General features: G+C 73.0%; 27 protein-coding genes. 18 read left to right on the top strand and 9 right to left on the bottom strand.

Going from position 1 to position 26,111, the window contains the following annotated elements; all coding sequences use genetic code 11:
• Window positions 1-52: 52 nt before the first annotated feature.
• The 6 genes from AC07FV_RS12800 (at window position 53) to AC07FV_RS12775 (ending at window position 6,435) form a co-directional block, all read left to right on the top strand.
• A complete protein-coding gene (locus AC07FV_RS12800) occupies window positions 53-1,048 on the top strand; it encodes an NAD(P)/FAD-dependent oxidoreductase (protein ID WP_479086845.1) in 996 nt (331 codons plus the stop codon).
• Window positions 1,049-1,245: 197 nt separating this feature from the next.
• Window positions 1,246-2,784 carry an ATP-dependent DNA ligase gene (locus AC07FV_RS12795; protein WP_479086844.1) on the top strand — a complete coding sequence of 513 codons (1,539 nt, stop codon included), beginning with the start codon at window positions 1,246-1,248 and terminating at the stop codon, window positions 2,782-2,784.
• Window positions 2,781-3,260, top strand: coding sequence for an NUDIX hydrolase (locus AC07FV_RS12790; protein WP_479086843.1), 480 nt, complete (start codon window positions 2,781-2,783; stop codon window positions 3,258-3,260). The genes AC07FV_RS12795 and AC07FV_RS12790 overlap by 4 nt, the downstream gene beginning before the upstream one ends.
• A gap of 108 nt (window positions 3,261-3,368) precedes the next feature.
• Window positions 3,369-4,754 carry an NADP-dependent succinic semialdehyde dehydrogenase gene (locus AC07FV_RS12785; RefSeq protein WP_479086842.1) on the top strand — a complete coding sequence of 462 codons (1,386 nt, stop codon included), beginning with the start codon at window positions 3,369-3,371 and terminating at the stop codon, window positions 4,752-4,754.
• Between the two features lie 25 nt (window positions 4,755-4,779).
• Entirely contained in the window at window positions 4,780-5,016 is a 237-nt protein-coding gene (locus AC07FV_RS12780) for a DUF6213 family protein (protein WP_030969080.1), read from the top strand.
• 198 nt (window positions 5,017-5,214) lie between these two features.
• Entirely contained in the window at window positions 5,215-6,435 is a 1,221-nt protein-coding gene (locus tag AC07FV_RS12775) for a cytochrome P450 (RefSeq protein ID WP_479086840.1), read from the top strand.
• Window positions 6,436-6,599: 164 nt separating this feature from the next.
• Here AC07FV_RS12775 and AC07FV_RS12770 read toward each other — a convergent pair whose 3' ends face one another.
• Window positions 6,600-7,826 carry an acyl-CoA dehydrogenase family protein gene (locus tag AC07FV_RS12770; protein ID WP_356606491.1) on the bottom strand — a complete coding sequence of 409 codons (1,227 nt, stop codon included), beginning with the start codon at window positions 7,824-7,826 and terminating at the stop codon, window positions 6,600-6,602.
• A 169-nt stretch (window positions 7,827-7,995) separates the two neighbouring features.
• Between AC07FV_RS12770 and AC07FV_RS12765 the strand changes: the two genes are divergently transcribed.
• The gene (locus AC07FV_RS12765; RefSeq protein ID WP_479086838.1) at window positions 7,996-8,652 is read left to right on the top strand and encodes a TetR/AcrR family transcriptional regulator; all 657 of its coding nucleotides are present in this window, start codon (window positions 7,996-7,998) and stop codon (window positions 8,650-8,652) included.
• 88 nt (window positions 8,653-8,740) lie between these two features.
• On the opposite strand, the gene def is transcribed toward AC07FV_RS12765, so the two are convergent.
• The gene (def, locus tag AC07FV_RS12760) at window positions 8,741-9,280 is read right to left on the bottom strand and encodes a peptide deformylase (protein ID WP_479086837.1); all 540 of its coding nucleotides are present in this window, start codon (window positions 9,278-9,280) and stop codon (window positions 8,741-8,743) included.
• 168 nt (window positions 9,281-9,448) lie between these two features.
• Here def and AC07FV_RS12755 point away from each other — a divergent pair, with 168 nt between their 5' ends.
• From AC07FV_RS12755 to AC07FV_RS12735, 5 genes are all read left to right on the top strand, one after another.
• The gene (locus tag AC07FV_RS12755; protein WP_383637136.1) at window positions 9,449-10,687 is read left to right on the top strand and encodes a MurT ligase domain-containing protein; all 1,239 of its coding nucleotides are present in this window, start codon (window positions 9,449-9,451) and stop codon (window positions 10,685-10,687) included.
• A 23-nt stretch (window positions 10,688-10,710) separates the two neighbouring features.
• On the top strand, window positions 10,711-11,439 hold the full coding sequence (locus tag AC07FV_RS12750; RefSeq protein WP_479086836.1) for a type 1 glutamine amidotransferase: 729 nt from the start codon (window positions 10,711-10,713) through the stop codon (window positions 11,437-11,439).
• A gap of 256 nt (window positions 11,440-11,695) precedes the next feature.
• Window positions 11,696-12,721 carry a 6-phosphofructokinase gene (locus AC07FV_RS12745; protein WP_356606481.1) on the top strand — a complete coding sequence of 342 codons (1,026 nt, stop codon included), beginning with the start codon at window positions 11,696-11,698 and terminating at the stop codon, window positions 12,719-12,721.
• Between the two features lie 215 nt (window positions 12,722-12,936).
• Entirely contained in the window at window positions 12,937-13,887 is a 951-nt protein-coding gene (locus AC07FV_RS12740) for a cytochrome c oxidase assembly protein (RefSeq protein ID WP_479086835.1), read from the top strand.
• A 91-nt stretch (window positions 13,888-13,978) separates the two neighbouring features.
• A complete protein-coding gene (locus AC07FV_RS12735; protein WP_019327487.1) occupies window positions 13,979-14,149 on the top strand; it encodes a membrane protein in 171 nt (56 codons plus the stop codon).
• A 23-nt stretch (window positions 14,150-14,172) separates the two neighbouring features.
• On the opposite strand, the gene AC07FV_RS12730 is transcribed toward AC07FV_RS12735, so the two are convergent.
• The 4 genes from AC07FV_RS12730 to AC07FV_RS12715 are packed head-to-tail and all read right to left on the bottom strand — an operon-like array spanning window position 14,173 to window position 18,254.
• Window positions 14,173-15,378: a sensor histidine kinase gene (locus AC07FV_RS12730; RefSeq protein ID WP_479087358.1), complete on the bottom strand. Its 1,206-nt coding sequence runs from the start codon at window positions 15,376-15,378 to the stop codon at window positions 14,173-14,175.
• An 8-nt stretch (window positions 15,379-15,386) separates the two neighbouring features.
• Window positions 15,387-17,117, bottom strand: a complete 1,731-nt coding sequence (locus AC07FV_RS12725; protein ID WP_479086834.1) for a sodium/solute symporter — start codon at window positions 17,115-17,117, stop codon at window positions 15,387-15,389.
• 16 nt (window positions 17,118-17,133) lie between these two features.
• Entirely contained in the window at window positions 17,134-17,493 is a 360-nt protein-coding gene (locus tag AC07FV_RS12720; RefSeq protein ID WP_356606921.1) for a hypothetical protein, read from the bottom strand.
• Between the two features lie 2 nt (window positions 17,494-17,495).
• Complete coding sequence (locus AC07FV_RS12715) at window positions 17,496-18,254, bottom strand: LytR/AlgR family response regulator transcription factor (RefSeq protein WP_479086833.1); 759 nt, start codon at window positions 18,252-18,254, stop codon at window positions 17,496-17,498.
• Between the two features lie 77 nt (window positions 18,255-18,331).
• Here AC07FV_RS12715 and AC07FV_RS12710 point away from each other — a divergent pair, with 77 nt between their 5' ends.
• The 3 genes from AC07FV_RS12710 (at window position 18,332) to rocD (ending at window position 21,029) form a co-directional block, all read left to right on the top strand.
• Complete coding sequence (locus AC07FV_RS12710) at window positions 18,332-18,847, top strand: Lrp/AsnC family transcriptional regulator (RefSeq protein ID WP_383637148.1); 516 nt, start codon at window positions 18,332-18,334, stop codon at window positions 18,845-18,847.
• A 125-nt stretch (window positions 18,848-18,972) separates the two neighbouring features.
• Complete coding sequence (gene ddaH, locus AC07FV_RS12705) at window positions 18,973-19,812, top strand: dimethylargininase (RefSeq protein WP_479086832.1); 840 nt, start codon at window positions 18,973-18,975, stop codon at window positions 19,810-19,812.
• Window positions 19,809-21,029, top strand: a complete 1,221-nt coding sequence (gene rocD / locus AC07FV_RS12700) for an ornithine--oxo-acid transaminase (RefSeq protein ID WP_479086830.1) — start codon at window positions 19,809-19,811, stop codon at window positions 21,027-21,029. The genes ddaH and rocD overlap by 4 nt, the downstream gene beginning before the upstream one ends.
• Window positions 21,030-21,047: 18 nt before the next feature.
• Here rocD and AC07FV_RS12695 read toward each other — a convergent pair whose 3' ends face one another.
• The gene (locus tag AC07FV_RS12695) at window positions 21,048-21,503 is read right to left on the bottom strand and encodes an RpiB/LacA/LacB family sugar-phosphate isomerase (protein ID WP_479086828.1); all 456 of its coding nucleotides are present in this window, start codon (window positions 21,501-21,503) and stop codon (window positions 21,048-21,050) included.
• A gap of 220 nt (window positions 21,504-21,723) precedes the next feature.
• On the opposite strand from AC07FV_RS12695, the gene proP reads away from it, so the two are divergent.
• Window positions 21,724-23,160 carry a glycine betaine/L-proline transporter ProP gene (proP, locus tag AC07FV_RS12690; protein WP_479087357.1) on the top strand — a complete coding sequence of 479 codons (1,437 nt, stop codon included), beginning with the start codon at window positions 21,724-21,726 and terminating at the stop codon, window positions 23,158-23,160.
• A 121-nt stretch (window positions 23,161-23,281) separates the two neighbouring features.
• Here the strand turns inward: proP and AC07FV_RS12685 are convergent, their stop codons facing one another.
• Together AC07FV_RS12685 and AC07FV_RS12680 are read right to left on the bottom strand one after the other, a co-directional pair.
• Complete coding sequence (locus AC07FV_RS12685; RefSeq protein WP_479086826.1) at window positions 23,282-23,626, bottom strand: GNAT family N-acetyltransferase; 345 nt, start codon at window positions 23,624-23,626, stop codon at window positions 23,282-23,284.
• A 22-nt stretch (window positions 23,627-23,648) separates the two neighbouring features.
• On the bottom strand, window positions 23,649-24,635 hold the full coding sequence (locus AC07FV_RS12680) for a pirin family protein (RefSeq protein ID WP_479086825.1): 987 nt from the start codon (window positions 24,633-24,635) through the stop codon (window positions 23,649-23,651).
• Window positions 24,636-24,722: 87 nt separating this feature from the next.
• On the opposite strand from AC07FV_RS12680, the gene AC07FV_RS12675 reads away from it, so the two are divergent.
• Window positions 24,723-25,205: a carboxymuconolactone decarboxylase family protein gene (locus AC07FV_RS12675; RefSeq protein ID WP_479086823.1), complete on the top strand. Its 483-nt coding sequence runs from the start codon at window positions 24,723-24,725 to the stop codon at window positions 25,203-25,205.
• A 127-nt stretch (window positions 25,206-25,332) separates the two neighbouring features.
• The gene (locus AC07FV_RS12670) at window positions 25,333-26,055 is read left to right on the top strand and encodes a lysophospholipid acyltransferase family protein (protein WP_384690946.1); all 723 of its coding nucleotides are present in this window, start codon (window positions 25,333-25,335) and stop codon (window positions 26,053-26,055) included.
• Window positions 26,056-26,111 lie beyond the last annotated feature (56 nt).

Below are 26,111 nucleotides of genomic sequence, written 5' to 3'. Positions count from 1 at the left end.
CATTTGTCAATACCGACGGGTTCGAGGGACCTTGCGGGTGGAGGTGGTCACCATGACCCGGAACAAGGACCTGTCGGAGAAGCATCTGGCGGAGACGGCGGAGACGGCGCAGGAGGACCTGTCGGGCACGTACGACGTGGTCGTCGTCGGTGGCGGCGCGGCCGGGCTCTCGGCCGCGCTCGTCCTCGGCCGCTCGCGGCTGCGCACCCTGGTCGTCGACGCCGGTGAGCCGCGCAACGCGCCCTCGGACCACATGCAGGGCTACCTGACCCGCGACGGCATGCCGCCCGCCGAGTTCCTCGCGCTCGGCCGGGAGGAGATCGCGCGGTACGGCGTGCGGCTCGTGCGCGACCGGGCCGTGGACGTGACGCGGGGCGAGGAGTTCGCCGTGGAGCTGGCCGGTGGCCGGACCGTCCACGCCCGCCGGCTGATCGTCACCACGGGGCTCAGGGACGAGCTCCCGGCGGTGCCCGGTGTGGCCGAGCGGTACGGCCGGGACGTACTGCACTGCCCGTTCTGCCACGGCTGGGAGGTGCGCGACGAGCGCTTCGGCGTGCTCGCCACCAGCCCGCTCGGCGTGCACCAGGCGCTGATGGTGTCCCACTGGTCGGACGACGTGACGCTCTTCCTCGACACGGTCGCCGAGGCGGAGCTGTCCGACGAGGACCTGCGCCGGCTCGCCGCGGCCCGGGTGAAGGTGGTGCCGGGTGCGGTGGCCGGCCTGCGGGTCGAGGAGGACCGGCTCACCGGGGTCCGGCTGGCGGACGGCACGGTGCACGACCGCTCCGTGCTGTTCGTCGCGCCCAGGGCCGTACCGCAGACCGGCCTGATGGAGCGGCTGGGTGCGGAGCTGCGGGAGACCCCGTTCGGCGCCTACCCCGTGGTGGACCCGACCGGCCTGACGACCGTGCCCGGCGTGTGGACCGCGGGCAACGCGATGGGCTTCGCCGAGCAGTTCGTCCACGCGGCCAGCGGCGGCTACCGCGCGGCGACGGCCGTGGTCGGCGACCTGATCATGTCCCGCCTGGACGCGGCGATCGGGGGTTAGACCGGGCGGGCGGACGGGCGCGGGGCGGGCGGACGGGCGCGCAGTGACCGGACTTCCAGGGGTGGCCCGGACCACCCCGCGATGGCCGGCCCACCGGTGGCCGAACCGCCACCGGACGCCCCGGCCGGCCGGGTCCGCCGGACGGAGACCGGCGCCACCGGGGTGTGGCCCCGCCCTTCCCGGTGCACCATGACTGCATGCTGCTCGCCCGGTTGGCCCAGGTGTCCCGGGAGGTCGCCGCCACCTCGGCGCGGTCCCGGAAGACCGCCCTGCTCGCGGAGCTGTTCCGGGAGGCGGAGGCGGCGGACGTGCCGGTCGTCATCCCGTACCTGGCGGGACGCCTCCCGCAGGGCCGGATCGGCGTCGGCTGGAAGGTGCTGAGCCGCCCGGTCACGCCGGCCGCCGGGCCGACCCTGACCGTGCGCGAGGTCGACGACCGGCTGACGCGGCTCGCGGCGGTCTCCGGAGCGGGTTCGCAGGCCGAGCGGGCACGCCAGGTCGGCGAACTGATGGGCGCGGCCACCGAGGACGAGCAGCGCTTCCTGATCGGGCTGCTCACCGGCGAGGTCCGCCAGGGCGCCCTGGACGCGGCGGCCGTCGAGGGCCTGGCGGCGGCGACCGGCGCGCCCGCGGCGGACGTACGGCGCGCGGTGATGCTCGCGGGCTCCCTCCAGACGGTGGCCGAGGCCCTGCTCGCCGACGGCCCCGGCGCCCTGGACGGCTTCCGGCTCACCGTCGGGCGGCCGGTCCTGCCGATGCTCGCCCACAGCGCCTCCTCGGTCGCCGAGGCGGTCGGCAAGCTCGGTGCCGCGGCCGTCGAGGAGAAGCTGGACGGCATCCGCGTCCAGGTCCACCGCGACGGCGGTACCGTGGGGATCTACACCCGCACCCTGGACGACATCACCGACCGGCTCCCCGAGGTCACCGCGACGGCCCTCGCGCTGCCCGGGGAGCGCTTCGTCCTGGACGGGGAAGTGATCTCGTTCGACGAGGGCGGGCGCCCCCGCTCGTTCCAGGAGACCGCCGGACGGGTCGGCTCCCGCACGGACGTCGCCACGGCCGCGCAAGCGGTACCCGTCTCCGTCGTGTTCTTCGACGCGCTGTCCGTCGACGGCCGTGACCTGCTCGACCTGCCGCTCACCGAGCGGCACGCGGAGCTGGCCCGGCTGGTCCCCGAGCCGACGCGGGTGCGGCGCAGGCTGGTGCCGGGGCCCGAGGCAGCACGGGCGGCGGAGGAGTTCCTCGCCGAGTCGCTGGAGCGCGGCCACGAGGGCGTCGTGGTGAAGGGCCTCGACGCCGGGTACAGCGCGGGCCGGCGCGGCGCCTCCTGGCTCAAGGTCAAGCCCGTGCACACCCTCGACCTGGTCGTACTGGCCGCCGAGTGGGGCCACGGCCGCCGCACGGGCAGACTCTCCAACCTCCACCTGGGCGCCCGCACCGCGGACGGCTCCTACGCGATGCTCGGCAAGACCTTCAAGGGCATGACCGACGCCCTGCTGGCCTGGCAGACCGAGCGCCTCGGGGAACTGGCCGTCGAGGAGCACGGCTGGGGTGTGACCGTCCGCCCCGAACTGGTCGTCGAGATCGCCTACGACGGCCTCCAGCGCTCCACCCGCTACCCGGCCGGCGTCACCCTCCGCTTCGCCCGCGTGATCCGCTACCGCGAGGACAAGCGCCCCGAGGAGGCGGACACGGTGGAGGCGCTGCTCGCCGCGCACCCGGGGACGGCCCGTTGAGACGCAGCGCGGGCCTGCTCCTGCACCGCCCCGGCGCGGAGGGCCGCGAGGAGGGCCGCGAGGTGCTGCTCGGACACATGGGCGGCCCCTTCTACGCCCGCCGGGACGCCGGCGCGTGGACCGTCCCCAAGGGCGAGTACGGCCCCGCCGAAGAGGCCTGGGACGCGGCCCGGCGCGAGTTCGAGGAGGAGCTGGGGCTGCCGCCGCCCGAGGGCGAGGCGGTGCCGCTCGGCGAGGTGCGGCAGGCGGGCGGGAAGGTCGTCACGGTATGGGCCGTGGAGGCCGACCTGGACCCGGCGACGGTCGTGCCCGGCACCTTCCGCATGGAGTGGCCGCCGCGGTCGGGCCGGATCGAGGAGTTCCCCGAGCTGGACCGGGTGGCGTGGTTCCCGGTCGACCGGGCGCGCGAGGTGATCGTCAAGGCGCAGGCCGCGTTTCTCGACCGGCTGGCTGAGCACTCGCACGGACGGAAGTGACGAGGAGCGACGAGAAGCTCGGGCGGCGCCCGCGGGGCCCGTCCGCGTTGCGGCACCCCGCGCCGCGCGCCAAGGTCGAAGCACGAGACCGCACCAGGGAGGTCGGCCATGCCCATCGCGACGGTGAACCCGGCGAACGGCGAGACGCTCAAGACGTACGAGGCCATGGGCGAGGAGGAGATCGAGCGCCGGCTCCAGCTCGCGGAGGCCACCTTCCGCACGTACCGGACGACGGGCTTCTACGAGCGGGCCGGACTGCTGCGCCGGGCCGCCGACCTCCTGGAGGCCGATCAGAACGAGATCGGCGAGGTCATCACCACCGAGATGGGCAAGCCGGTCAAGCAGGCCCGCGCGGAGGCCGTCAAGTGCGCCAAGGCGATGCGCTGGTACGCCGACCACGCGGCGGAGCTGCTCGCCGACGAGGAGCCCGCCCCGTCGGACGTCGAGGACTCCGGCGCCTCCCGGGCTCTGGTCCGCTACCGGCCGCTCGGCCCGGTGCTCGCCGTGATGCCGTGGAACTTCCCGCTCTGGCAGGTGATCCGCTTCGCGGCGCCCGCGTTGATGGCGGGCAACGTGGGGCTGCTCAAGCACGCCTCGAACGTGCCGCAGACGGCCCTGTACCTGGAGGACCTGTTCCACCGGGCGGGCTACCCCGAGGGCTGCTTCCAGACCCTGCTCGTCGGCTCGGCGGCGGTGGACGACATCCTGCGCGACGAGCGGGTGCGGGCCGCCACCCTCACCGGCAGCGAGCCGGCCGGCCGCGCGGTGGCCGCCACCGCCGGAGAGATGATCAAGAAGACGGTGCTGGAGCTGGGCGGCAGCGACCCGTTCGTCGTGATGCCGTCGGCGGACGTCGACCGGGCCGCCGAGGTCGCGGTGACCGCACGTACCCAGAACGCCGGGCAGTCCTGCATCGCCGCCAAGCGGTTCATCGTGCACACGGACGTCTACGACGCCTTCGCCGAACGCTTCACCGAGGGTATGCGGGCGCTGAAGGTCGGCGACCCGATGGACGAGGGGACGGACGTCGGCCCGCTCTCCAGCGAGCAGGGCGTCGAGGACCTGGTGGAGCTGGTGGAGGACGCGGTACGCGGTGGCGCGACCGTGCTGTGCGGAGGCGAACGCCCGGAGGGCCCCGGCTGGTACTACCCGCCGACGGTCCTCGCCGGTGTCACCCGGGAGATGCGCATCCACCGCGAGGAGGCCTTCGGCCCGGTCGCCACGCTGTACCGCGCGGCCGACCTGGACGAGGCCGTGCTGATCGCCAACGACTCCGACTTCGGGCTCAGTTCCAACGTGTGGACGCGCGACGACGCCGATGTGGACCGTTTCGTGCGGGATCTGGAGGCGGGCGGCGTGTACGTGAACGGCATGACGGCGTCCCATCCGGCGTTCCCCTTCGGCGGGGTCAAGCGGTCGGGGTACGGCCGTGAGCTGTCCGGGCACGGAATCCGGGAGTTCTGCAACATCACCACCGTATGGCACGGAGCGTGAGCCTTCCGCGACTACGATCCCCTTTGTGAACCGCGAAGTGACCCTGCCTCTGATCGTCGACGACCGCGGTACCTTGCAGGTCGCCGCGTCCGACGTGAGCAAGCTGCTGCGCACGGTGGGCGGGAGATGGCTGCGGCTGGTGGAGGCCGGCGAGGAGAGTCTGGACGAGGACACGGTCGCGGCCCTCACCATCGAGCTGGCCAAGCTCGCCGACCGGATCGACGTGGCCTGCATCGCCCACAGCAGCGGTCAGTCCTCCTGACCCCACGCCCACCGGCCACCGGTCACCAGCCACCGGCCACCGGCCGGGGTTCCCCGGGACGGAGCAGCCCGGCGGGAGATCGCCGCTCCGGTGAGTGATCGTGGGTGAGCACCCCTGGGAACGGCGGGCGAGCGCCCCGCCCGCCCGCGTGCGACGGGTCCCGGCCCGCTGGCCGGGGCAGAACGGCGTGAGGCGAGCGTGAGCGAAGAGACCCTCGACCGGGCCGGGAGCGCCCCGCCGGTCCGCGACTGGCCGGCTCTCGACCTGCCCGGCACCGACTTCGACCCCGTCCTGCGCGAGCTGATGCGCGAGGGGCCCGTCACCCGCGTCTCGCTGCCCGACGGTGAGGGCTGGGCCTGGCTGGTGACCCGCCACGAGGACGTCCGCATGGTCGCCACCGATCCCCGGTTCGGCCGTGCGGCCGTCGTGGACCGGCGGGTCACCCGGTTCACCCCGCACTTCGTCCCGGCGCGCGGCGCGGTCGGTTTCCTCGACCCGCCGGACCACACCCGGCTGCGCGGGGCGGTGGCCGCCGCGTTCACGGCCCGGAGCGTGGAGTGCCTGCGCGACCGGGCGCGCGGCGTGCTCGGCGAACTGGTCGACGCCCTGCTGCGGGCCGGTCCGCCGGCCGACCTCACCGAGGCGGTGCTGAGGCCCTTCCCCGTGGCGGTGCTCTGCGAGCTGATGGGCATTCCCGGCGCCGACCGGCCCGGCATGCACACCTGGACCGGGCTGGTCCTCTCCGCGTCGCACGGCGCGGAGGTCAGCCAGCGGGCCAAGCAGGAGATGGGCGCCTACTTCGCCGACCTGATCGGAGCCCGGTCCGACGGCGCCGGCGAGGACGTCACCTCGCTGCTGGGCGCCGCCGTGGGCAGGGGCGGGATCACGACCGAGGAGGCGGTGGGGCTGGCCGTGGCGCTCCAGCTCGGCGGTGAGGCGGTCACCCACAACAGCGGACAGATGTTCTACCTGCTGCTGACCCGGCCCGGACTCGCCGAACGCCTGCGCACGGAACCGGAGATCCGGCCCGGGGCCGTCGACGAGCTGCTGCGCTGGATCCCCCACCGCAACGCGGTCGGGCTGTCCCGGATCGCCCTGGAGGACGTGGAGACCAGGGGGGTCAGGATCCGGGCGGGCGACGCGGTGTACGTGTCGTACCTGGCCGCCAACCGCGACCCGGCGGTCTTCCCCGACCCGGACACGATCGACATCACACGTGCCCCCGGCCCGCACGCGTCCTTCGGTCTCGGCCCGCACGCCTGCCCGGGCGGCGCGCTGGTCCGGCTGGAGTCGGAACTGCTGGTCGGCACGGTCCTGGACCGGCTGCCGGGCCTGCGGCTCGCGGTGGCGCCGCCGGACGTGCCCTTCCGGAAGGGCACCCTGATCCGCGGCCCCGAGGCGCTGCCGGTGACCTGGTGAGCGACCGCCGGGCCGCCCGTGCCGCCGCCAAGGAACCGACGGGCGGGCCCGCCGGGATGTCCTCCCCGGCGGGCCCGCCCGCGGCCCACGACGCCTTCGGCCCTCCGGGGCCCGGCTGACGGCTCCCCGCCCGCCGGGCGACGACGCACGGTGTCCGGCGGGCCCTAGCGGATCGGCATCCCCGCCAGGGTCCGCGCGATGACCAGCCGCTGGATCTCGCTCGTGCCCTCGAAGATGGTGTAGATCGCGGAGTCCCGGTGCATCCGCTCCACCGGGTACTCCCGCGTGTAGCCGTTGCCGCCGAGGATCTGGATCGCCTGGGCGGTCACCTTCTTGGCCGTCTCGCTCGCGAACAGCTTGGACATCGACCCCTCGGCCGCCGTGAACGGCTTGCCGTTGATCGCCATCCACGAGGCCCGCCACACCAGCAGCCGCGCGGCGTCGATGGACGTCCGCATGTCCGCGAGCTGGAAGGCGACGCCCTGGTTGTCGATGATCGGCCGCCCGAACTGCTCGCGGGTCTGCGCGTACTCCAGGGCCACCTCGTACGCGGCGCGGGCGGTGCCCACCGCCATCGCGCCGACCGCCGGACGGGAGGCCTCGAAGGTGGCCATGGCGGCGTTCTTGACCCGCTCGCCGCCCTTCCGGGCCTTCTCGCGGGCCCGGGCCAGCCGTGCGTCGAGCTTCTCCTTGCCGCCGAGCAGGCAGTGGCCGGGGACCCGCACGTTCTCCAGGACGACCTCGGCGGTGTGCGAGGCGCGGATGCCATGCTTCTTGAACTTCTGCCCCTGGGACAGTCCCGGGGTGGCCGGCGGGATGATGAAGGAGGCGTGGCCCTTGGAGCCCAGCTCCGCGTCGACGACCGCGACCACGACGTGGACGTTGGCGATGCCGCCGTTGGTGGCCCAGGTCTTGGTGCCGTTGAGCACCCACTCGTCCTTGGCCTCGTCGTACACCGCGCGCGTGCGCATGGAGGCGACGTCGGAGCCGGCGTCGGGCTCGGAGGAGCAGAAGGCGGCGACCTTCACGTCGTTGGCGTCGCCGTACATCTGGGGGATCCAGGTGCCGATCTGCTCCTCGGTGCCGTTGGCGAGGACGCCGACGGCGGCGAGGCCGGTGCCGACGATGGACAGGGCGATGCCCGCGTCGCCCCAGAACAGCTCCTCCATCGCCATGGGGATGCCGAGGCCGGTGGAGTCGAAGTACTGCTGGGCGTAGAAGTCGAGGGAGTAGATGCCGACCTTGGCGGCCTCCTGGATGACCGGCCAGGGAGTCTCCTCGCGCTCGTCCCATTCGGCGGCCGCGGGGCGGATGACGTCGGCGGCGAAGCCGTGCAGCCAGTCCCGGACCTCCTTCTGTTCGTCGCTCAGCTCCATGGTGAACTCGGCCATGTCCCCTCCAGTGACGCACCTGCGTGTTACTTGCGGTAACACGAGTCTGTTACCGACGGGTAGGAAAAGTCAACTCCCGGGGACCCGTCGCCCTCCCGTTCGATGCGCGGTGTCCCGTGGGTGTTAGTTTGCGCAGGCGTCACCGAACCAGCACGGGTGGGGAGAGCACATGAACACCACGCAGCGCACCGATCAGCAGCGGTCCGCCGACCGCAGACGGCGCGAGCTGCTGGAGGCCGCCGACCGGGTGGTGCTGCGCGACGGCCCGCAGGCCTCGATGAACGCCATCGCCGCCGAGGCCGGGATCACCAAGCCGATCCTCTACCGCCACTTCGGCGACAAGGGCGGACTCTACGCCGCCCTCGCGCAGCGGCACACGGACGCCCTCCTCTCCTCGCTGCGGGCCGCCCTGGACGCTCCGGCGGACCGCCGGGAACGCGTCGAGGCCACGCTGGACACCTATCTGGCGGCCATCGAGGCACGCCCGCAGGTGTACCGCTTCCTGATGCATCCGGCGGAGGGGGCCACCGCGCCGGGCGACCAGGCCGAGCAGGGTTTCGACGTCGGCAAGCACTCGGCGCCGCTCCTGCGCCGCATGGGCGAGGAACTGGGCACGGTCATCGAGGAGCGCCTCGACATGGGGCCGGACAGCCGGCAGCTGTCCCGCGTGTGGGGGCACGGCATCGTCGGCATGATGCACGCGGCCGGCGACTGGTGGCTGGGCGAACGCCCCTGTTCCCGCGCCGACTTGGTCCGCAGCCTCGCCGACCTGCTGTGGGGCCGGCTGGCTGCGGCCGGCGACAAGGTGGGCGGGCCCGGCTTCTGAGGTCCCGCGACCCCGCCGGGACGGTCCGCGGCCGCGGAGAGCACGGCCGGGACCGGCGGGCGGGGCCGGGGAAGCCCGCCCGGACGCTTCAGCGGCTCCAGGACGCCCGGGCCGCCTGCCGGAGCACCTTGCGCCTGCGCCACCCCGTGAGGCGGTCGACGTAGAGGCCGCCCTCCAGGTGGTCGCACTCGTGCTGGAGGCACCGGGCGAAGAACCCCGTCCCGCGCACGGTGACCGGCTCCCCGGTCGCCGTGAAGCCGGCCACGACCGCCTCGTCGGCGCGTTCCGTGCCCGCCTCCAGCCCGGGCAGCGACAGACAGCCCTCCGGCCCGCGCACCACCACCCCGCCGGTCTCGACGAGCCGGGGGTTCACGATGTGGCCGAGGTGGCGCTCGTCCTCGTCGTCCGGGCAGTCGTACACGAAGACGCGTAGCGGCTCGCCGATCTGGTTCGCCGCCAGACCCACTCCGTGGGCGGCGTACATGGTCGCGAACAAGTCCTCCACGAGCGCCGCGAGTTCCGGGCCGAAGTCCGTCACCTCCTCGCAGGGAGCGTGCAGGACGGGGTCGCCGAGGATGCTGAGGGGCCGGACGCGCCCGTGGGCGCCCGGGATGGAGCCGTGTCGCATGGCGGCAAGAGTAAGGTCCCTGTGTCCCCCGGCGGCTCGCGCCCACCGCCGGAACCCGTGGCCGGTGCCGCGATTCGGGAGTGCGAACGGATCTCGATAGGCTGAGGTCCACACCACGTGGCCGTCAGGCTTCAGGCGCGGCGCGTACGCAAGGAGGATCGAGAACTGATGGCAGGCAACTCGGACCCGCTCACGCCCCGGGCCAAGATCGCCGTGACCGCGGGCAAAGCGGTCGCGGCGGCTTCGCGCGCCGCGGGGCGCGGCAGCGGTTCGGTGATCGGCGGCAAGGTCGCGCTGAGACTCGATCCCGATCTTCTCGCCCGGCTCGCCCAGCACCTTGATGTGACGCTGGTCTCGGCGACGAACGGCAAGACCACCACCACCCGGCTCATCGCCGAGGCGCTCAAGGCGGCCGGTCCGGTCGTGTCCAACGCGCTCGGCGCCAACATGCCGGCCGGCATCACCTCGGCGCTCGCGGGCGGTTCGGAGGCCCGGTTCGGTGTCATCGAGGTCGACGAGAAGTACCTCGCGGGCGTGGCCCGGGACACCGACCCCAAGTGCATCGCCCTGCTGAACCTCTCCCGCGACCAGCTCGACCGCGCCGCCGAGACCCGGATGCTCGCCGAGAACTGGCGCGAGGGCCTCGCCGGTTCGAAGGCCGTGATCGTCGCCAACGCCGACGACCCGCTGGTGGTGTGGGCCGCGTCCTCCTCCCCCAACGTCATCTGGGTCGCCGCCGGGCAGATGTGGAAGGACGACGCCTGGTCCTGCCCGTCCTGCGGCGGTGTGATGCAGCGTCCGGGCGACGACTGGTTCTGCGGCGAGTGCGGCTTCCGGCGTCCCACGCCGAGCTGGGCCCTGTCCGGCGACCACGTCCTGGACCCGCACGGCTCCGCCTGGCCCATCCACCTCCAGCTGCCGGGCCGCGCCAACAAGGCCAACGCCGCCTCCTCGGCCGCCGTCGCCGCCGTCTTCGGGGTGCCGCCGCAGGTCGCGCTGGAGCGCATGTACCAGGTGCAGGCGGTCGCCGGACGCTACGACGTCGTGCAGTTCCAGGGGCGCGACCTGCGTCTGCTGCTCGCCAAGAACCCGGCGGGCTGGCTGGAGACCTTCTCCCTGATCGACCCGCCGCCCACCCCGGTGATCCTCTCGGTGAACGCGCGCGGCGCCGACGGCACCGACACCTCGTGGCTGTGGGACGTGGACTACACCCGGCTCACCGGTCACCCGATCTGCGTGATCGGCGACCGCAAGCTGGACCTCGCGGTGCGGCTGGAGGTCGCGAACCAGCAGTTCCAGGTGTGCGAGAACCTCGACCAGGCGATCCAGCTGTGCCCGCCGGGCCGGATCGAGGTCATCGCCAACTACACCGCCTTCCAGGACCTGCGCCGCCGCGTCGGCAACTGACCGCGAGACTTCAGGGGACTTTCGTGAGCGACAACCAACTGCGGATCGTCTGGATCTACCCGGACCTCCTCAGCACCTACGGCGACCAGGGCAACGCCCTCGTCGTGGAGCGCCGGGCCCGCCAGCGCGGCCTCGACGTGGCCCGGCTCGACGTGCGCAGCGACCAGCCGATCCCGACCTCCGGCGACATCTACCTGATCGGCGGCGGTGAGGACCGTCCGCAGCGGCTGGCGGCCGAGCGGCTGCGCCGGGACGGCGGCCTGCACCGGGCGGTGGGGAACGGCGCGATCGTCTTCTCCGTCTGTGCCGGGTACCAGATCCTGGGCCACGAGTTCATCAACGACCTGGGCCAGCGCGAGCCGGGCCTCGGCCTGCTGGACGTGGTCTCCACGCGCGGTGAGGGCGCGCGGTGCGTCGGCGACGTCCTCGGCGACATCGACCCGCGCCTCGGTCTGCCCCCGCTGACCGGCTTCGAGAACCACCAGGGCGTCACCCATCTGGGCCCCGGTGCCCGTCCGCTCGCCCAGGTCCGCTTCGGCAACGGCAACGGCACGGGCGACGGCACCGAGGGCGCGTACAACGACACGGTCTTCGGTACGTACATGCACGGCCCGGTGCTGGCCCGCAACCCGCTGATCGCGGACCTGCTGCTGAAGCTGGCCCTCGACGTGAACGCACTGCCGCCGACCGACGACCGCTGGTACGAGGCGCTCCGCAACGAGCGCATCGCGGCGGCGCAGCAGCCTGCGTAGACACCGCGGCGCGGCAGCCTGCGTGAGCACTGCGGTGCGGCAGCCTGCGTGAGCACTGCGGCGCGGCAGCCTGCGTGGGCACACGGCGCCGGGACGGTGCGGAAGGCCCGTCTGATGGGTCATCCGCACAGGTGAGCGGGCACGTCCAGTAGGCGGACGCACGGTTCGGTCCCGCCCTCCGATGCCGCTAGGGTGGCGGGGATCGAGCCGGACAGCGCGGTCCGGACCCGTGCCACTTGAGAAGGTATTTCGGGCTATGCGCATTGGTGTCCTCACGTCCGGCGGCGACTGCCCCGGCCTGAACGCCGTCATCCGGTCCGTCGTGCACCGCGCCGTCGTCGACCACGGCGACGAGGTCATCGGCTTCCGGGACGGCTGGAAGGGCCTCCTGGAGTGCGACTACCTCAAGCTCGACCTGGACGCGGTCGGCGGCATCCTGGCCCGTGGCGGCACCATCCTCGGCTCCTCCCGGGTCCGTCCCGAGCACCTGCGGGACGGTGTGGAGCGCGCCCGGGGGCACGTCGAGGAACTGGGCCTGGACGCGATCATCCCGATCGGCGGCGAGGGCACCCTGAAGGCGGCCCGGCTGCTGTCCGACGGCGGCCTGCCGATCGTGGGCGTGCCGAAGACCATCGACAACGACATAGCGGTCACCGACGTCACGTTCGGCTTCGACACGGCCGTCACCGTCGCCACCGAGGCCCTGGACCGGCTGAAGACCACCGCCGAGTCCCACCAGCGGGTGCTGATCGTCGAGGTCATGGGGCGTCACACCGGCTGGATCGCGCTGCACTCGGGCATGGCGGCGGGCGCCCATGCCGTCGTCGTCCCGGAGCGGCCCTTCGACATCGAGGAGCTGGCCGCCAAGGTCGGCGAGCGCTTCTCGGCGGGCAAGCGGTTCGCGATCGTGGTGGCCGCGGAGGGCGCCAAGCCGAAGGCCGGAAGCATGGACTTCGACGAGGGCGGCAAGGACGTCTACGGTCACGAGCGCTTCGCCGGGATCGCCCGCCAGCTCTCGATCGAGCTGGAGGAGCGGCTCGGCAAGGAGGCCCGGCCGGTGATCCTCGGGCACGTCCAGCGGGGCGGGACGCCCACCGCCTACGACCGGGTGCTGGCGACCCGGTTCGGGTGGCACGCGGTGGAGGCCGTGCACCGCGGGGAGTTCGGGATGATGACGGCGCTGCGCGGGACGGACATCACGATGGTGCCGCTCGCCGACGCGGTCGAGTCGCTGAAGACGGTGCCGGACGCGCGGTACGCGGAGGCGGAGTGCGTGCTGTGATCGCCGGGCGCCGCTGAGAGCTCGGGTCCGCCGGTTCGTCGCGGGCTGCGGGTCGTGTGTGGGTGCTCGCGCTCACGCGGCGGAGCCGCATATTGATACAGCCCCGCGCCCCTGACGGGGCGCTGTGCCGCCCCCGGTGACGGAAGTCGCCGGGGGCGGTTCTAGTCTTGCTTCGGACAGACGGCGCTCAACCCCCACGAAACAGGAGCCGGCGGATGGATCACAGCGGGCACGGCATGACGATGGATCTGCCGCCGTTCACGCTGGGGCGAGGGCTCGCCTGGTCGGCGGACCCCTTCTTCCTCGTCGCCTGCCTCCTGGGGCTCGCGCTGTACGGCTGGGGCGTGCTGCGGCTGACCCGGCGCGGCGACAAGTGGCCGGTGGGACGGACCGTGTCCTTCGTCGTCGGTGTGCTGAGCATCGGGCTGATGATGTGCACCAAGCTGAACGACTACGGCATGGTCATGTTCAGCGTGCACATGGTGCAGCACATGATGATCAGCATGGTGTCGCCGATCCTGCTGCTGCTCGGGGCTCCGATCACGCTGGCCCTGCGCGCGCTGCCGACGGCCGGCCGCGGCCGCAAGGGGCTCCGCGAGCTGCTGCTGATGCTGCTGCACAGCCGCTACATGCGGATCATCACCCACCCCGCGTTCACCATCCCCCTGTTCATCGCGAGCCTGTACGCGCTGTACTTCACCCCCCTCTTCGACTTCCTGATGGGCTCCCAGGCCGGGCACATCGCGATGATGGTGCACTTCCTCGCCGTGGGCGTGGTCTTCTTCTGGCCGATCATGGGGGTGGACCCGGGCCCGCACCGGCCGGGCTACCTGATGCGGATGCTGGAACTGTTCGCGGGCATGCCGTTCCACGCGTTCTTCGGCATCGCGCTGATGATGGCGTCCTCGCCCATGGTCGAGACCTTCCGCAATCCGCCCGCCTCACTCGGCATCGACGCGCTCGCGGACCAGAACGCGGCCGGCGGCATCGCCTGGGCCTTCAGCGAGGTGCCCTCCGTGCTCGTGCTGCTCGCCCTGCTGTTCCAGTGGTACGCCTCGGAGGAGCGGCAGGCCCGGCGCACCGACCGCGCCGCCGACCGCAACGGCGACAAGGAGCTGGAGGCGTACAACGCCTACCTGGCCTCGCTGAACACCCGCGGCGGCTGAGTCCGGGACGGACACCTTTCTCGCCGTCCGAGTCCCCTTCGGCCCGAACCGGGGCACCATGGAGGGAACGGACCATGAGGAGGGTGTCGCGATGCCCGGTTCCACGGACAGTTCCACGAAGACGATGGGGGCGCTGACCATCGGCGGCCTGGTCGCGGTGACGGCCTACACGGTGGCGCTCGGGAGCAACGGCTGGCTGTGGTTCGGCTGGGTCGTGCTGGGCCTGATCACCGTGGGGATGGTGGCCACCCGCAGCGCCTGAGCCCCGACGGGGCGCAGGACGACTCACTCGCGGCCGAGCCGGCCCGCCGAGTGCACGCCCGGCTGGTACTTCGGCAGCCGGACGGTGATCTTCATGCCCGCGCCGACGGCCGTCTCGATGACGAGGCCGTGGTCGTCTCCGTAGACCTGGCGGAGGCGGTCGTCGACGTTGGACAGCCCGATGCCGCCCGACGGGCTGACCTCGCGCGCGAGGATGCGGCGCAGCAGGTCGGGGTCCATTCCGGCGCCGTCGTCCTCGATGACGACCAGGGCCTCCGCGCCCGCGTCCTGCGCGGTGATCTGGATGCGGCAGCGGTCGGCCTTGCCCTCCAGTCCGTGCTTGACGGCGTTCTCGACGAGGGGCTGGAGGCAGAGGAAGGGCAGGGCGACCGGCAGCACCTCGGGCGCGACCTGGAGGGTGACGGCGAGCCGGTCGCCGAAGCGGGCCCGCACCAGCGCCAGGTAGTGGTCGATGGCGTGCAGCTCGTCGGCGAGGGTGGTGAAGTCGCCGTGCCGGCGGAACGAGTAGCGGGTGAAGTCGGCGAACTCCAGCAGCAGCTCGCGGGCGCGCTCGGGGTCGGTGCGGACGAAGGACGCGATCACCGCGAGCGAGTTGAAGATGAAGTGCGGGGAGATCTGGGCCCGCAGCGCCTTGATCTCGGCCTCGATGAGCCGGGTGCGGGACTGGTCGAGGTCGGCCAGTTCCAGCTGGACGGAGACCCAGCGGGCGACCTCGCCGGCCGCCCGGGCCAGCACGGCGGACTCGCGGGGCGCGCAGGCGACCAGGGCGCCGTGCACCCGGTCGTCGACGGTGAGCGGGGCGACCACCGCCCAGCGCACCGAGCAGTCGGGGGTGTCGCACGAGAGCGGGAAGGCCTCCCCGCGGCCGGTCTCCAGCGGACCGGCGAGGCGCTCCATGATCTCGGCGCGGTGGTGGGCGCCGACGCCGTCCCAGACCAGCACCTCCTCGAGGTCGGTCAGGCACAGCGCGTCGGTGCCGAGCAGGGAGCGCAGCTTGCGGGCCGACTTGCCGGCCGTCTCCTCGGTGAGACCGGCCCGCAGCGGGGGTGTGGCCAGGGAGGCGGTGTGCAGGGTCTGGAAGGTGGCGTGCTCGACCGGCGTGCCGAGCCCGCCGAGGTGCTGCGTGCGGGCCGTGCGCCGGCCCAGCCAGAAGCCCGCGGCCAGCAGGGGCAGCACGGCGACGGCCAGTCCCGCCAGGAAACCGCTCACGGAGCCGCTCACGGGGTCGCCTCCTTGCGCAGTCCGTCGGCGTGCAGCTCTTCCGGCAGGTGGAAGCGGGCCAGGATCGCCGCCGTCCCGGCCGGCACCCGGCCCGGGGTGGCCAGGGACACCAGCACCATGGTGAGGAAGCCCAGCGGCACCGACCACAGCGCCGGCCAGGCCAGCAGCGCGTGCAGCGCCCCGCCGCCGCCGGGGAAGCCGCCCATGGTGGCTGCGACGGCCAGCAGCGCGGAGCCGCCGCCCACCAGCATCCCGGCCGCCGCGCCGGGCGGGGTCAGGCGCCGCCACCAGATGCCGAGGACGAGCAGCGGACAGAACGACGAGGCGGACACGGCGAAGGCGAGCCCCACCGCGTCGGCCACCGGCAGCCCTCCGACCAGTGCGCTCGCCGCCAGCGGGACGGCCATCGCGAGGACGGTGCCGAGCCGGAAGTGCCGTACCGCGCGGGAGGGCAGCACGTCCTGGGTGAGGACGCCGGCGACGGCCATGGTGAGCCCCGACGCGGTGGACAGGAACGCGGCGAAGGCACCGCCCGCGACCAGGGCCCCGAGCAGGTCGCCGCCCACTCCGCCGATCACCCGGTCGGGCAGCAGCAGGACGGCGGCGTCGGCGTCGCCGGTGAGGGTCAGCTCGGGTGCGTACAGGCGGCCCAGGGCGCCGTAGACGGGCGGCAGCAGGTAGAAGGCGCCGATCAGACCGAGGACGGCGACGGTGGTGCGGCGGGCGGCGACGCCGTGCGGGCTGGTGTAGAAGCGGACCACGACGTGCGGCAGGCCCATGGTGCCCAGGAAGGTGGCGAGGATCAGGCCGTAGGTGGCGTACAGCGGGCGTTCCGTGCGGCTCTCGGCGCGGGAGGGCGACAGGGCGTCGTCGGCGCCGCGTCCGGCGGCCGGGACGGAGGTGCCGCGGGCGAAGGTGAGGCGGGTGCCGGCCTCGATGTGCCGGGTGCCGGCGGGCAGGACGGTCCGGGTGCCGTCGTGGGCGCGGCCGTCGACGGTGCCGTCCACGGTGACGGTCAGCGGCTCGTCGAGCTTGAGGGTGAGGCTGTCGTCGACGCGGACGGAGCGCTGCTCGCGGAAGGCGGCCGGTTCCTCGAAGGGGTGGCCGGGGGCGCCGTCGCCCTGCCAGGCCAGCACCAGGAAGAGGGCGGGGACGAGCAGGGCGGTGAGCTTGAGCCAGTACTGGAAGGCCTGGACGAAGGTGATGCTGCGCATGCCGCCGGCGGCGACGATGGCCGTGACGACGACGGCGACGATCACCCCGCCGAGCCAGTCGGGCGCGTCGCTGAGCACGGTCAGGGTCAGTCCGGCGCCCTGGAGCTGGGGCAGCAGGTACAGCCAGCCGACGCCGACGACGAAGGCGCCCGCGAGACGCCGTACGCCCTGGGAGGCGAGCCGGGCCTCGGCGAAGTCGGGCAGCGTGTAGGCGCCGGAGCGGCGCAGCGGGGCGGCGACGAAGAGCAGCAGGACCAGGTAGCCGGCGGTGTAGCCGACCGGGTACCAGAGCATGTCGGGGCCCTGGACCAGGACCAGGCCGGCGATGCCGAGGAAGGAGGCGGCGGAGAGGTACTCGCCGCTGATGGCGGCGGCGTTGAGGCGGGGGCCGACCGTGCGGGAGGCGACGTAGAAGTCCGAGGTGGTGCGGGAGATGCGCAGGCCGAAGGCGCCGACGAGGACGGTCGAGACGACGACGAGGGCGACGGCGGGTATGGCGTAGGTGCTGTTCACGGTTCCTCGGGGACGGTCAGCGGTCCTCGACGAGGCGCACGAAGTCGCGTTCGTTGCGCTCGGCGCGGCGGACGTACCAGCGGGCGAGGAGGACGAGCGGGGCGTACAGGCCGAAGCCGAGGACGGCCCATTCCAGGCCGTGGGCGTCCGGCATCGCCGCGAACAGCAGGGGCAGCGGCCCGACGAGGAGCCCGAGGACCGCGAGGGCGGCGAGGCCGGCGCGCAGCTGGCTGCGCATGAGGGAGCGGACGTAGGTGTGCCCGAGGGTGGTCTGCTCGTCGATCTCGGTGCGCGGGCGGTAGTAGCCCGAGGCTCCGGGGGCGCGCCGGGGTGGTCCTGTGACGGTGACGCGGCGGTCGGTGGGGTCCTGGGGCACGGTCACGGCCTCCGCATGAGCAGGTCCCGCAGTTCGCGGGCGTGGCGCCGGCTGACCTGGAGTTCCTCGGTGCCGACCAGGACGCTGACGCTGCCCGCGTCCAGGCGCAGCTCGCCTATGTGGTGCAGGGCGACGAGGTGGCGGCGGTGGATGCGGACGAATCCGCGGGCGCGCCAGCGTTCCTCCAGAGTGGACAGGGGGATGCGGACCAGGTGGCTGCCCCGGCCGGTGTGCAGGCGGGCGTAGTCGCCCTGGGCCTCGACGTGCGTGATGTCCTCGACGGGGACGAAGCGGGTGACGCCGCCGAGTTCCACCGTGATGTGGCCGGGGTCGGGTTCGTGCACGGGCACGCGCGGGGCGGTGGCCGGGGTGCCCCGCTGTTCCGCGGCGCGGCGGACCGCCTCGGCGAGCCGTTCCCGGCGGACGGGCTTGAGGACGTAGTCGACGGCCTTGAGGTCGAAGGCCTGGACCGCGAAGTCCTCGTGCGCGGTGACGAAGACGACCAGCGGCGGCCGGGCGAAGCCGGTCAGCAGCCGGGCGAGGTCCAGCCCGTCGAGGCCGGGCATCTGGATGTCGAGGAAGACGACGTCGATGGCGTCCGGACCGTCCGGGCCCGACTCCAGGGCCCGGTTGATGCGGCGCAGCGCCTCGGTCGCGTCGCCCGCGCCCTCCGCCGTACCGATGCGGGGATCGGCGTTCAGCAGGTACACGAGTTCCTCGAGCGAGGGGCGTTCGTCGTCGACAGCCAGGGCGCGCAGCATGAGGCTGGAGTGTAGGGGTGATCCGTACGCCTGAACACGGGCCCGACAGGGACGTACCCGCTGGATACAGTGCCCGCATGAGCAGCAGGCCCACCCCGTTCGACGAACTCGACCGGAAGATCGTCACCGCCCTGACGGCGAACGCCAGGTCGTCCTTCGCCGAGATCGGGGCGGCGGTCGGCCTGTCCTCGACGGCGGTCAAACGCCGGGTGGACCGGTTGCGCGAGACCGGCGTGATCACCGGGTTCACCGCGACGGTGCGGCCCTCCGCGCTGGGCTGGCGGACCGAGGCGTACGTGGAGGTGTACTGCGAGGGCGCGGCGCCGCCGCGGCGGCTGGCGGAGGTGGCGCGCGGCTATCCGGAGATCACGGCGGCGATGACGGTGACCGGGGGTGCGGACGCCCTGCTGCACGTGCGGGCGCGGGACGTGGAGCACTTCGAGGAGGTCCTGGAGCGGATCCGGGCCGAGCCGTTCATCCGCAAGACGATCAGTGTGATGGTGCTGTCCCACCTCATCCCGGACAGTCCGGAGGCCGGCGCGGGCCTGCCCGCCGCACAGGACGCGGCCGAGGACGCAGCGGACATGCGCTGACCGGTGGGACAACGCAGCATTGCTGCGGAAGCGCGCAGCTTTCCGCGCTTGTCGGGCGGGCTCGCCACTTCCTACCGTGGTGTCAACCCCTCGTCACACACCGTGAGGAACGGAGGTACCCCTCTGTGCCCGACTCCCGTGTGCCGCGCCGGCGGCGCTTCCTGGTCTGCGAACCCAGACACTTCGCCGTGCAGTATGCGATCAACCCGTGGATGAGCACCGGCCGGCCCGTCGACGTCATCCGCGCCCTGGACCAGTGGCAGGCGCTGGTGGACGCCTACCGCGCGCACGGCCACGCCGTGCACACCGTGCAACCGGTGTCGGGCCTGCCCGACATGGTCTTCGCCGCGAACTCCGCGGTCGTCGTGGAGGGCCGGGTGTTCGGCTCCCGGTTCCACGCCCCCGAGCGCCGTCCCGAGTCCGTGCCGTACGCGGCGTGGTTCAAGTCGGAGGGCTTCGAGGTGCACCAGCCCGAGGCGGTCTGCGAGGGCGAGGGGGACCTGGTGCCGGCGGGCCGCTGGATCCTGGCCGGTACGGGTTTTCGCACCACGCGGGAGGCGCACCGCGAGGCGCAGGAGTTCTTCGGTGTGCCGGTGATCTCGCTGACCTTGGTGGACCCGTACTTCTACCACCTGGACACGGCACTGTTCGTGCTGGACGACGCGGGCGACGGAGGCGGCGGGAACGTCGCCTACTACCCCGGGGCGTTCTCGCCCGGCAGCCGTGAGGTGCTGGAGCGGCTCTACCCGGACGCGGTGCTCGCGACCCGCGAGGACGCCCTGGCCTTCGGGCTCAATTCCGTCTGCGACGGACGCCACGTGTTCATCTCGCCCGGGGCGCGGGGACTCGCCGATCGGCTGGCCGGCCTCGGTTACGTCCCCGTCCCCGTCGACCTGTCCGAGTTCCACAAGGCCGGAGGCGGCATCAAGTGCTGCACCCAGGAGATCCGGGAGATCCGCTCATGACCGCACCCGCCCGCACCCGCGGCTCCGAGGAGCTGATCCGCGCCGAGGAGCCCGTCCTCGCGCACAACTACCACCCGCTGCCCGTCGTCGTGGCCCGCGCGGAGGGCGCCTGGGTCGAGGACGTGGAGGGGCGCCGCTACCTGGACATGCTGGCGGGGTACTCGGCGCTCAACTTCGGCCACCGCCACCCGGCGCTGGTCGAGGCGGCCCACCGCCAGCTGGACCGGCTCACGCTCACCTCGCGGGCCTTCCACAACGACCGGCTCGCCTCCTTCGCCGAGCGGCTGGCCGCGCTCACCGGCACGGACATGGTGCTGCCGATGAACACCGGCGCCGAGGCGGTGGAGAGCGGCATCAAGGTGGCCCGCAAATGGGCCTACGACGTGAAGGGCGTCCCGCGGGACCGGGCGACGATCGTGGTCGCCGCGGACAACTTCCACGGCCGTACGACGACGATCGTGGGCTTCTCCACGGACGAGACGGCCCGCGCGGGCTTCGGCCCCTTCGCCCCCGGTTTCCGGATCGTGCCGTACAACGACCTGGCGGCGCTGGAGGCGGCGGTCGACGAGACGACGGCGGCCGTGCTGATCGAGCCGATCCAGGGCGAGGCGGGGGTGAACATCCCGGACGACGGCTACCTGGCCGGTGTGCGGGAGCTGACCCGGCGGGCCGGGTGCCTGTTCGTCGCGGACGAGATCCAGTCCGGTCTCGGCCGTACGGGGCGCACGCTGGCCGTCGAGCACGAGCCGGTCGTGCCGGACCTGGTGCTGCTCGGCAAGGCGCTGGGCGGCGGGATCGTGCCGGTGTCGGCGGTGGTCGGCAGCCGGGAGGTGCTCGGGGTGCTGCGTCCGGGCGAGCACGGGTCGACCTTCGGCGGCAATCCGCTGGCCGCCGCGGTCGGCACGGCGGTGGTGGAGCTGCTGGAGACCGGCGAGTTCCAGCGCCGGGCGACCGAGCTGGGCGCGGTGCTGCGCGAGGGCCTCGCCGCCCTGGTCGGCAAGGGCGTCGTCGGTTTCCGTGCGCGCGGGCTGTGGGCGGGCATCGACGTGGACCCGGCGCTGGGCACCGGGCGTGAGGTCAGCGAGCGGCTGATGCGCGAGGGCGTCCTCGTCAAGGACACGCACGGCTCGACGATCCGCCTCGCCCCGCCGCTGACCGTCACCCGCGCGGAGCTGGAGGGGGCGCTCGGGACGCTGGAGAAGGTACTGACCTCCTGAGCGACGCGCCCGGCCGGGTCAGGGAGTGGTTCGACCCTCGTCGAGCCGCTCCACCTGCGTCACACCGTCCCGGTCCTCGGCGTCCTCGCTGGGCGCGCCCGCGAACCAGGCGTCGAGGATCTCGCCCAGCAGCGGCCCCGAGGTCAGCCGCAGGCTGAGGGCGAGGACGTTGGCGTCGTTCCAGCGGCGGGCGCCGTCCGCCGTGCCGGCGTCGGTGCACAGGGCCGCCCGTACGCCCGGCACCTTGTTGGCCGCGATGGACGCGCCGGTGCCGGTCCAGCAGCACACCACCGCCTGGTCGGCCGTGCCGTCGGCGACCTCGCGCGCCGCACGCGCGGAACACACCGCCCACCGGGCGTCGGCGCCCGGGCTCAGGGCGCCGTGCGCGAGCACCTCGTGGCCGCGTCCGCGCAGCTCCTCGACGAGGAGCCGGGCGACGGGTTCGTCCATGTCGGAGGAGACGGAGATCCGCATGGGCGAAGCCTATCCAGCACGCCCGCTCACCTCATCGGCCCAACCGCATGACCGAGGTCACGGCCATACGCAGCATGATCGGGGGAACGGTACGACCTGAGAATCGTACGACCGAGCAGTTTCCCCGCCCGGGGTTCCTGCGTGGAAAAGGGAGGCCGCCACGTCCCCCAACGACAACGGCCAGGAATCCGACGCCGCGGCGGTCCGCCGCCACCCCGCCCTGTTCCGGGCCATCAGACGTCGGCAGAACCCCCGACTGCGCCGGTCGGACATCACCGTCACCGACGAGGCCGCGGTCAAGCGCGCCGTGAAGGCCGCCTCGCTGGGCAATGCCATGGAGTGGTTCGACTTCGGCATCTACGCCTACCTGGCGGGCACCATCGGCCGGGTCTTCTTCCCGTCGGGGAGTGACACGGCGCAGCTGCTCTCCTCGTTCGCCACGTTCGCCGTGGCGTTCCTGGTGCGTCCGATCGGCGGCATGGTCTTCGGGCCCATGGGTGACAAGATCGGCCGCAAGAAGGTGCTCGCGCTGACGATGATCCTCATGGCGATCGGCACGGCCGCCATCGGGCTCATCCCGAGCTACGACTCCATCGGCTTCTGGGCCCCGGTCCTGCTGATCGTCTTCCGCCTGCTCCAGGGCTTCTCGACCGGCGGCGAGTACGGGGGTGCCTCCACCTTCATCGCCGAGTACGCGCCCGACAAGCGGCGCGGCTTCTTCGGCAGCTTCCTGGAGCTGGGCACGCTGGCCGGGTACACCGGCGCCGCGAGCCTGGTGACCGCGCTGACGGCCTGGCTCGGCAGCGACACCATGGACGCCTGGGGCTGGCGCATCCCGTTCCTGGTCGCCGCTCCGCTCGGCGTCGTCGGCATCTACCTGCGGATGAGGCTGGACGACACCCCCGCGTTCCTGAAGCTGGAGGACTCCAACGTCCACGTGTCGGAGGCGGCGACCGCGGTGGAGACGACCGCACGGGGCGACCTCGCGAAGATCTTCCGCACGCACTGGCGGGCGCTGCTCCTGTGCATCGCGCTCGTGGGCGCGTACAACATCACGGACTACATGCTGCTGTCGTACATGCCGACGTACCTGTCGGACGAGCTGCACTACAGCGAGAGCCACGGACTGATGATCCTGGTGGCCACCATGGTGCTGCTGATGCTGATCATCAACCAGGTGGGCCGGCTGTCCGACCGCTTCGGCCGCAAGCCCCTGCTGATGACCGGCATGATCGGCTTCTTCGTCCTGTCCGCGCCGGCCTTCGTGCTGGTGCAGGAGGGCAGCCTGCTCGCCGTCTCGGCCGGCATGCTGATGCTCGGCCTGTCCCTGGTGTGCCTGCTGGGCACCATGTCGGCGGCGCTGCCCGCGATGTTCCCGACGAACGTGCGGTACGGCTCCCTCTCGGTCGGCTACAACCTGTCGGCGTCCCTGTTCGGCGGCACGACCCCGCTGGTGATCACGGCGCTGATCGGTGTGACCGGCTCCGACATGATGCCCGCCTACTACGCGATGGCCGCGGCCCTGGTCGGCATCGTGGCGGTGGCCTGCATGAAGGAGACGGCCCAGCAGCCCCTCGAGGGCTCCCCGCCCTCGGTGCAGACCGACGAGGAGGCGGCGGAGCTGGTGGAGGCGCAGGCGCCGACGCCGAAGTTCTGACGCTCCGAACGGCCCGCGCGACGGCCGTGCCGCCCCCGGCCAGGGGTGCGGCACGGCCGTCGCCGTGTCCGTGCGCGCCGCCCGGCCCGAGGTTCCCCGTCGGCCGCGGCCCGGGCGGGCCTCAGCGTCCGAGCCGGCCGTCCAGCCAGGCGCGGATCTCGGGGGTCACGGGGTCGGTGATGTCGTCGAAGTCGTGGTGCTTGGTCAGGTACTTGGCGACGTAGGGGCAGACGGGCACGATACGCAGTCCCTGGGCGCGCACGTCGGTGAGGGCCTGCCGGACCAGCTGTCCGGCCAGGCCCTGTCCGGCGTAGGCGTCGTCGATCTCCGTGTGGAAGAAGACGCGCTGCTCGCCGCGGTCGCGGTAGGCGGTCAGGCCGGCCTGCCGCCCGTCGACCAGGATCACGTAGCGGTGGCGTGCGTCGATCCGCTCGACGGTGGGCGCGGGGGCGGGCTGGTCGGTCACGGGGTTCCTCTCGTGGGAGCGGTCAGCGGCGCGGCGGGTTGCCGCGCGGGGTGAGGGACGCGTTGGGCAGGGCGGGAGCGGGCAGCCGCTCCCCCGGATAGCCCTCGACGGCCCCGAAGCGGTCGGAGGCGTTCTGCCAGTCGGTCCGGGCCCGGACGATGTCCTCGTGGCTGCGGCCGATGAAGTTCCACCACATCACGATCTCCTCGTCGAAGGGGGTGCCTCCGATCAGGACCGCCCGGGCCGGGGTGCCGGACTCGTTGACGAGGGTCAGGGTGTCGCTGCCGGCGTCGAGGAAGCCGAGGTGGGCCGGGCGCAGCACCGTGCCCGCCATGCGCACCTCGCCCCGGTCGATCAGGAGGCCGTGCTCGAAGCCCGGGTCGACGTCGAGCGTGACCGCGGCCCCCGGCGCCAGCGCGATCTCCGCGCCGAGGAGGGGTGAGAAGGTCTGCACGGGCGAGGTGGAGCCGGCCAGGGAGCCCAGGAAGACCCTGATCTCCGCGCCGTCCAGGGCCACCGGCTCGGGGGCGTGGTGCTGGAAGTCCCGGGGGGCGTTCCGGTGCTCCCGCGGCAGCGCCACCCACAGCTGCACGCCGTGCAGGACGGTGGTCCGCGGGGTGGAGACCTCGGTGTGGCTGATGCCGTGGCCGCCGGTCATGAGGTTCAGTTCGCCGGGCCGGACGAGGGCGTGGCTGCCGAGGCTGTCGCGGTGCTCGATCTCCCCGCTGAAGAGCCAGCTCACCGTCTGCAGCCCGGTGTGCGGATGGGGGGCGACGTCCATGCCTCCGGTGTCCGCCACGTCGTCGGGGCCGTAGTGGTCGGCGAAGCACCAGGCCCCGATCAGGGTCCGGGAACGCTGCGGCAGGGTGCGGCGCACGGTCATGGCGCGCGGTCCGCCCAGGGGCACGTCGCGCGGCGCGAGGACGTCCACGTGCTGGGCGCCCGGGGAACCCGCGCCGGCAGCGGGTCCGCACCGCACCGCGACGGGGTCCGTCTCGACGTTGCTCATCGGCAGCCTCCTGCACCCTCATGGTAGTTTCAACTTCAACAATACGCCGTGATCATAGACGTCCACGGCCTCACGAAGGAGCGTCGGGTGACCACTCCCGCCCCGGAACCCGCCGCCCGGCGGCTCTACATCGACAAGCGGAGCCCGGCCGCGTACCGCGCGCTGGTGCAGACCGCCGAGGCGGTCCGCGCGGTCACCGCCGAGGCGGGCCTCGACCGGACCGTCGCGGAGCTGGTCAACCTCCGTGTCTCCCAGCTCAACGGCTGCGCCTCCTGCCTGGACGTGCACACCCGGGCCGCCCAGCGCCTGGGCGAGACCCCGCGGCGCCTGGGCGTGCTGGCCGCCTGGCGGGACACCGAGCTGTTCACCCCGGTGGAGCGGGCCGCCCTCGCCCTCGCGGAGGCGACCACCGCGCCGGCCGACACCGCCGCGCGGGACGCCGCCCACGCCCTGGCCCGGGAGCACCTGACCGACGACCAGATCTCCGCGGTGATCTGGGTGGCCGTCACCATCAACGCGTTCAACCGGGTCTCGGTGATGAGCCGGCACCCGGTACGGGCCGACCACTGAACGACGGGTCCACCGGCCCCGGCACGCGGGACGCCGGTCGGGGGGCTCGTCCGACGCCCGGGATATCCGTAGGCTGACCTGGGAAGACGCTGCCGCGAGACCGACCGGGCGGAATGAAGGGCGAGTCGTGTTCTACTACGTGCTCAAATACGTGCTGCTGGGACCCCTGCTGAGACTGCTCTTCCGTCCCCGGATCGAGGGCCTGGACCACGTACCGGCGTCCGGGGCGGCCATCATCGCGGGCAACCACCTCTCCTTCTCGGACCACTTCCTGATGCCGGCGGTGCTCAGGCGCCGCATCACCTTCCTGGCCAAGGCGGAGTACTTCACCGGCCCGGGTATCAAGGGCCGGCTGACCGCGTTCTTCTTCCGCAGCGCCGGGCAGATCCCCGTCGACCGCTCCGGCAAGGAGGCGGGCCAAGCGGCGATCCGCGAGGGGCTCGGTGTGCTGGGCAAGGACGAACTGCTCGGCATCTACCCCGAGGGCACCCGCTCGCACGACGGCCGGCTGTACAAGGGCAAGGTGGGCGTCGCGGTGATGGCGCTGCGGGCCGGGGCGCCGGTGGTGCCCTGCGCGATGATCGGCACCTTCGAGGCCCAGCCGCCGGGCCGGAAGATCCCGAAGCTGCACCCCGTGGTGATCCGTTTCGGCGAGCCCCTGGACTTCTCCCGCTACGCCGGGATGGAGGGCGAGAAGGCCGTACTGCGTGCCATCACCGACGAGATCATGTACGCCGTCCTGACGCTGTCCGGACAGGAGTACGTCGACCGGTACGCGGCCGACGTCAAGGCCGAGGAGGCCCGGACGGCGGCCAAGGGACCGAGGTTCCCCCGGCTGCCGCACCGCTAGCGGGCCGCTGTCTGCCCTCGGCAGAAGAACGTGGCCGGGGAGCGACCGGTCCGCCT

Source organism: Streptomyces sp. NPDC045956 (assembly GCF_056430705.1).
The sequence above is the reverse complement of the archived record's forward strand: the minus strand, read 5'-3'. Positions and strand labels throughout refer to the sequence as shown.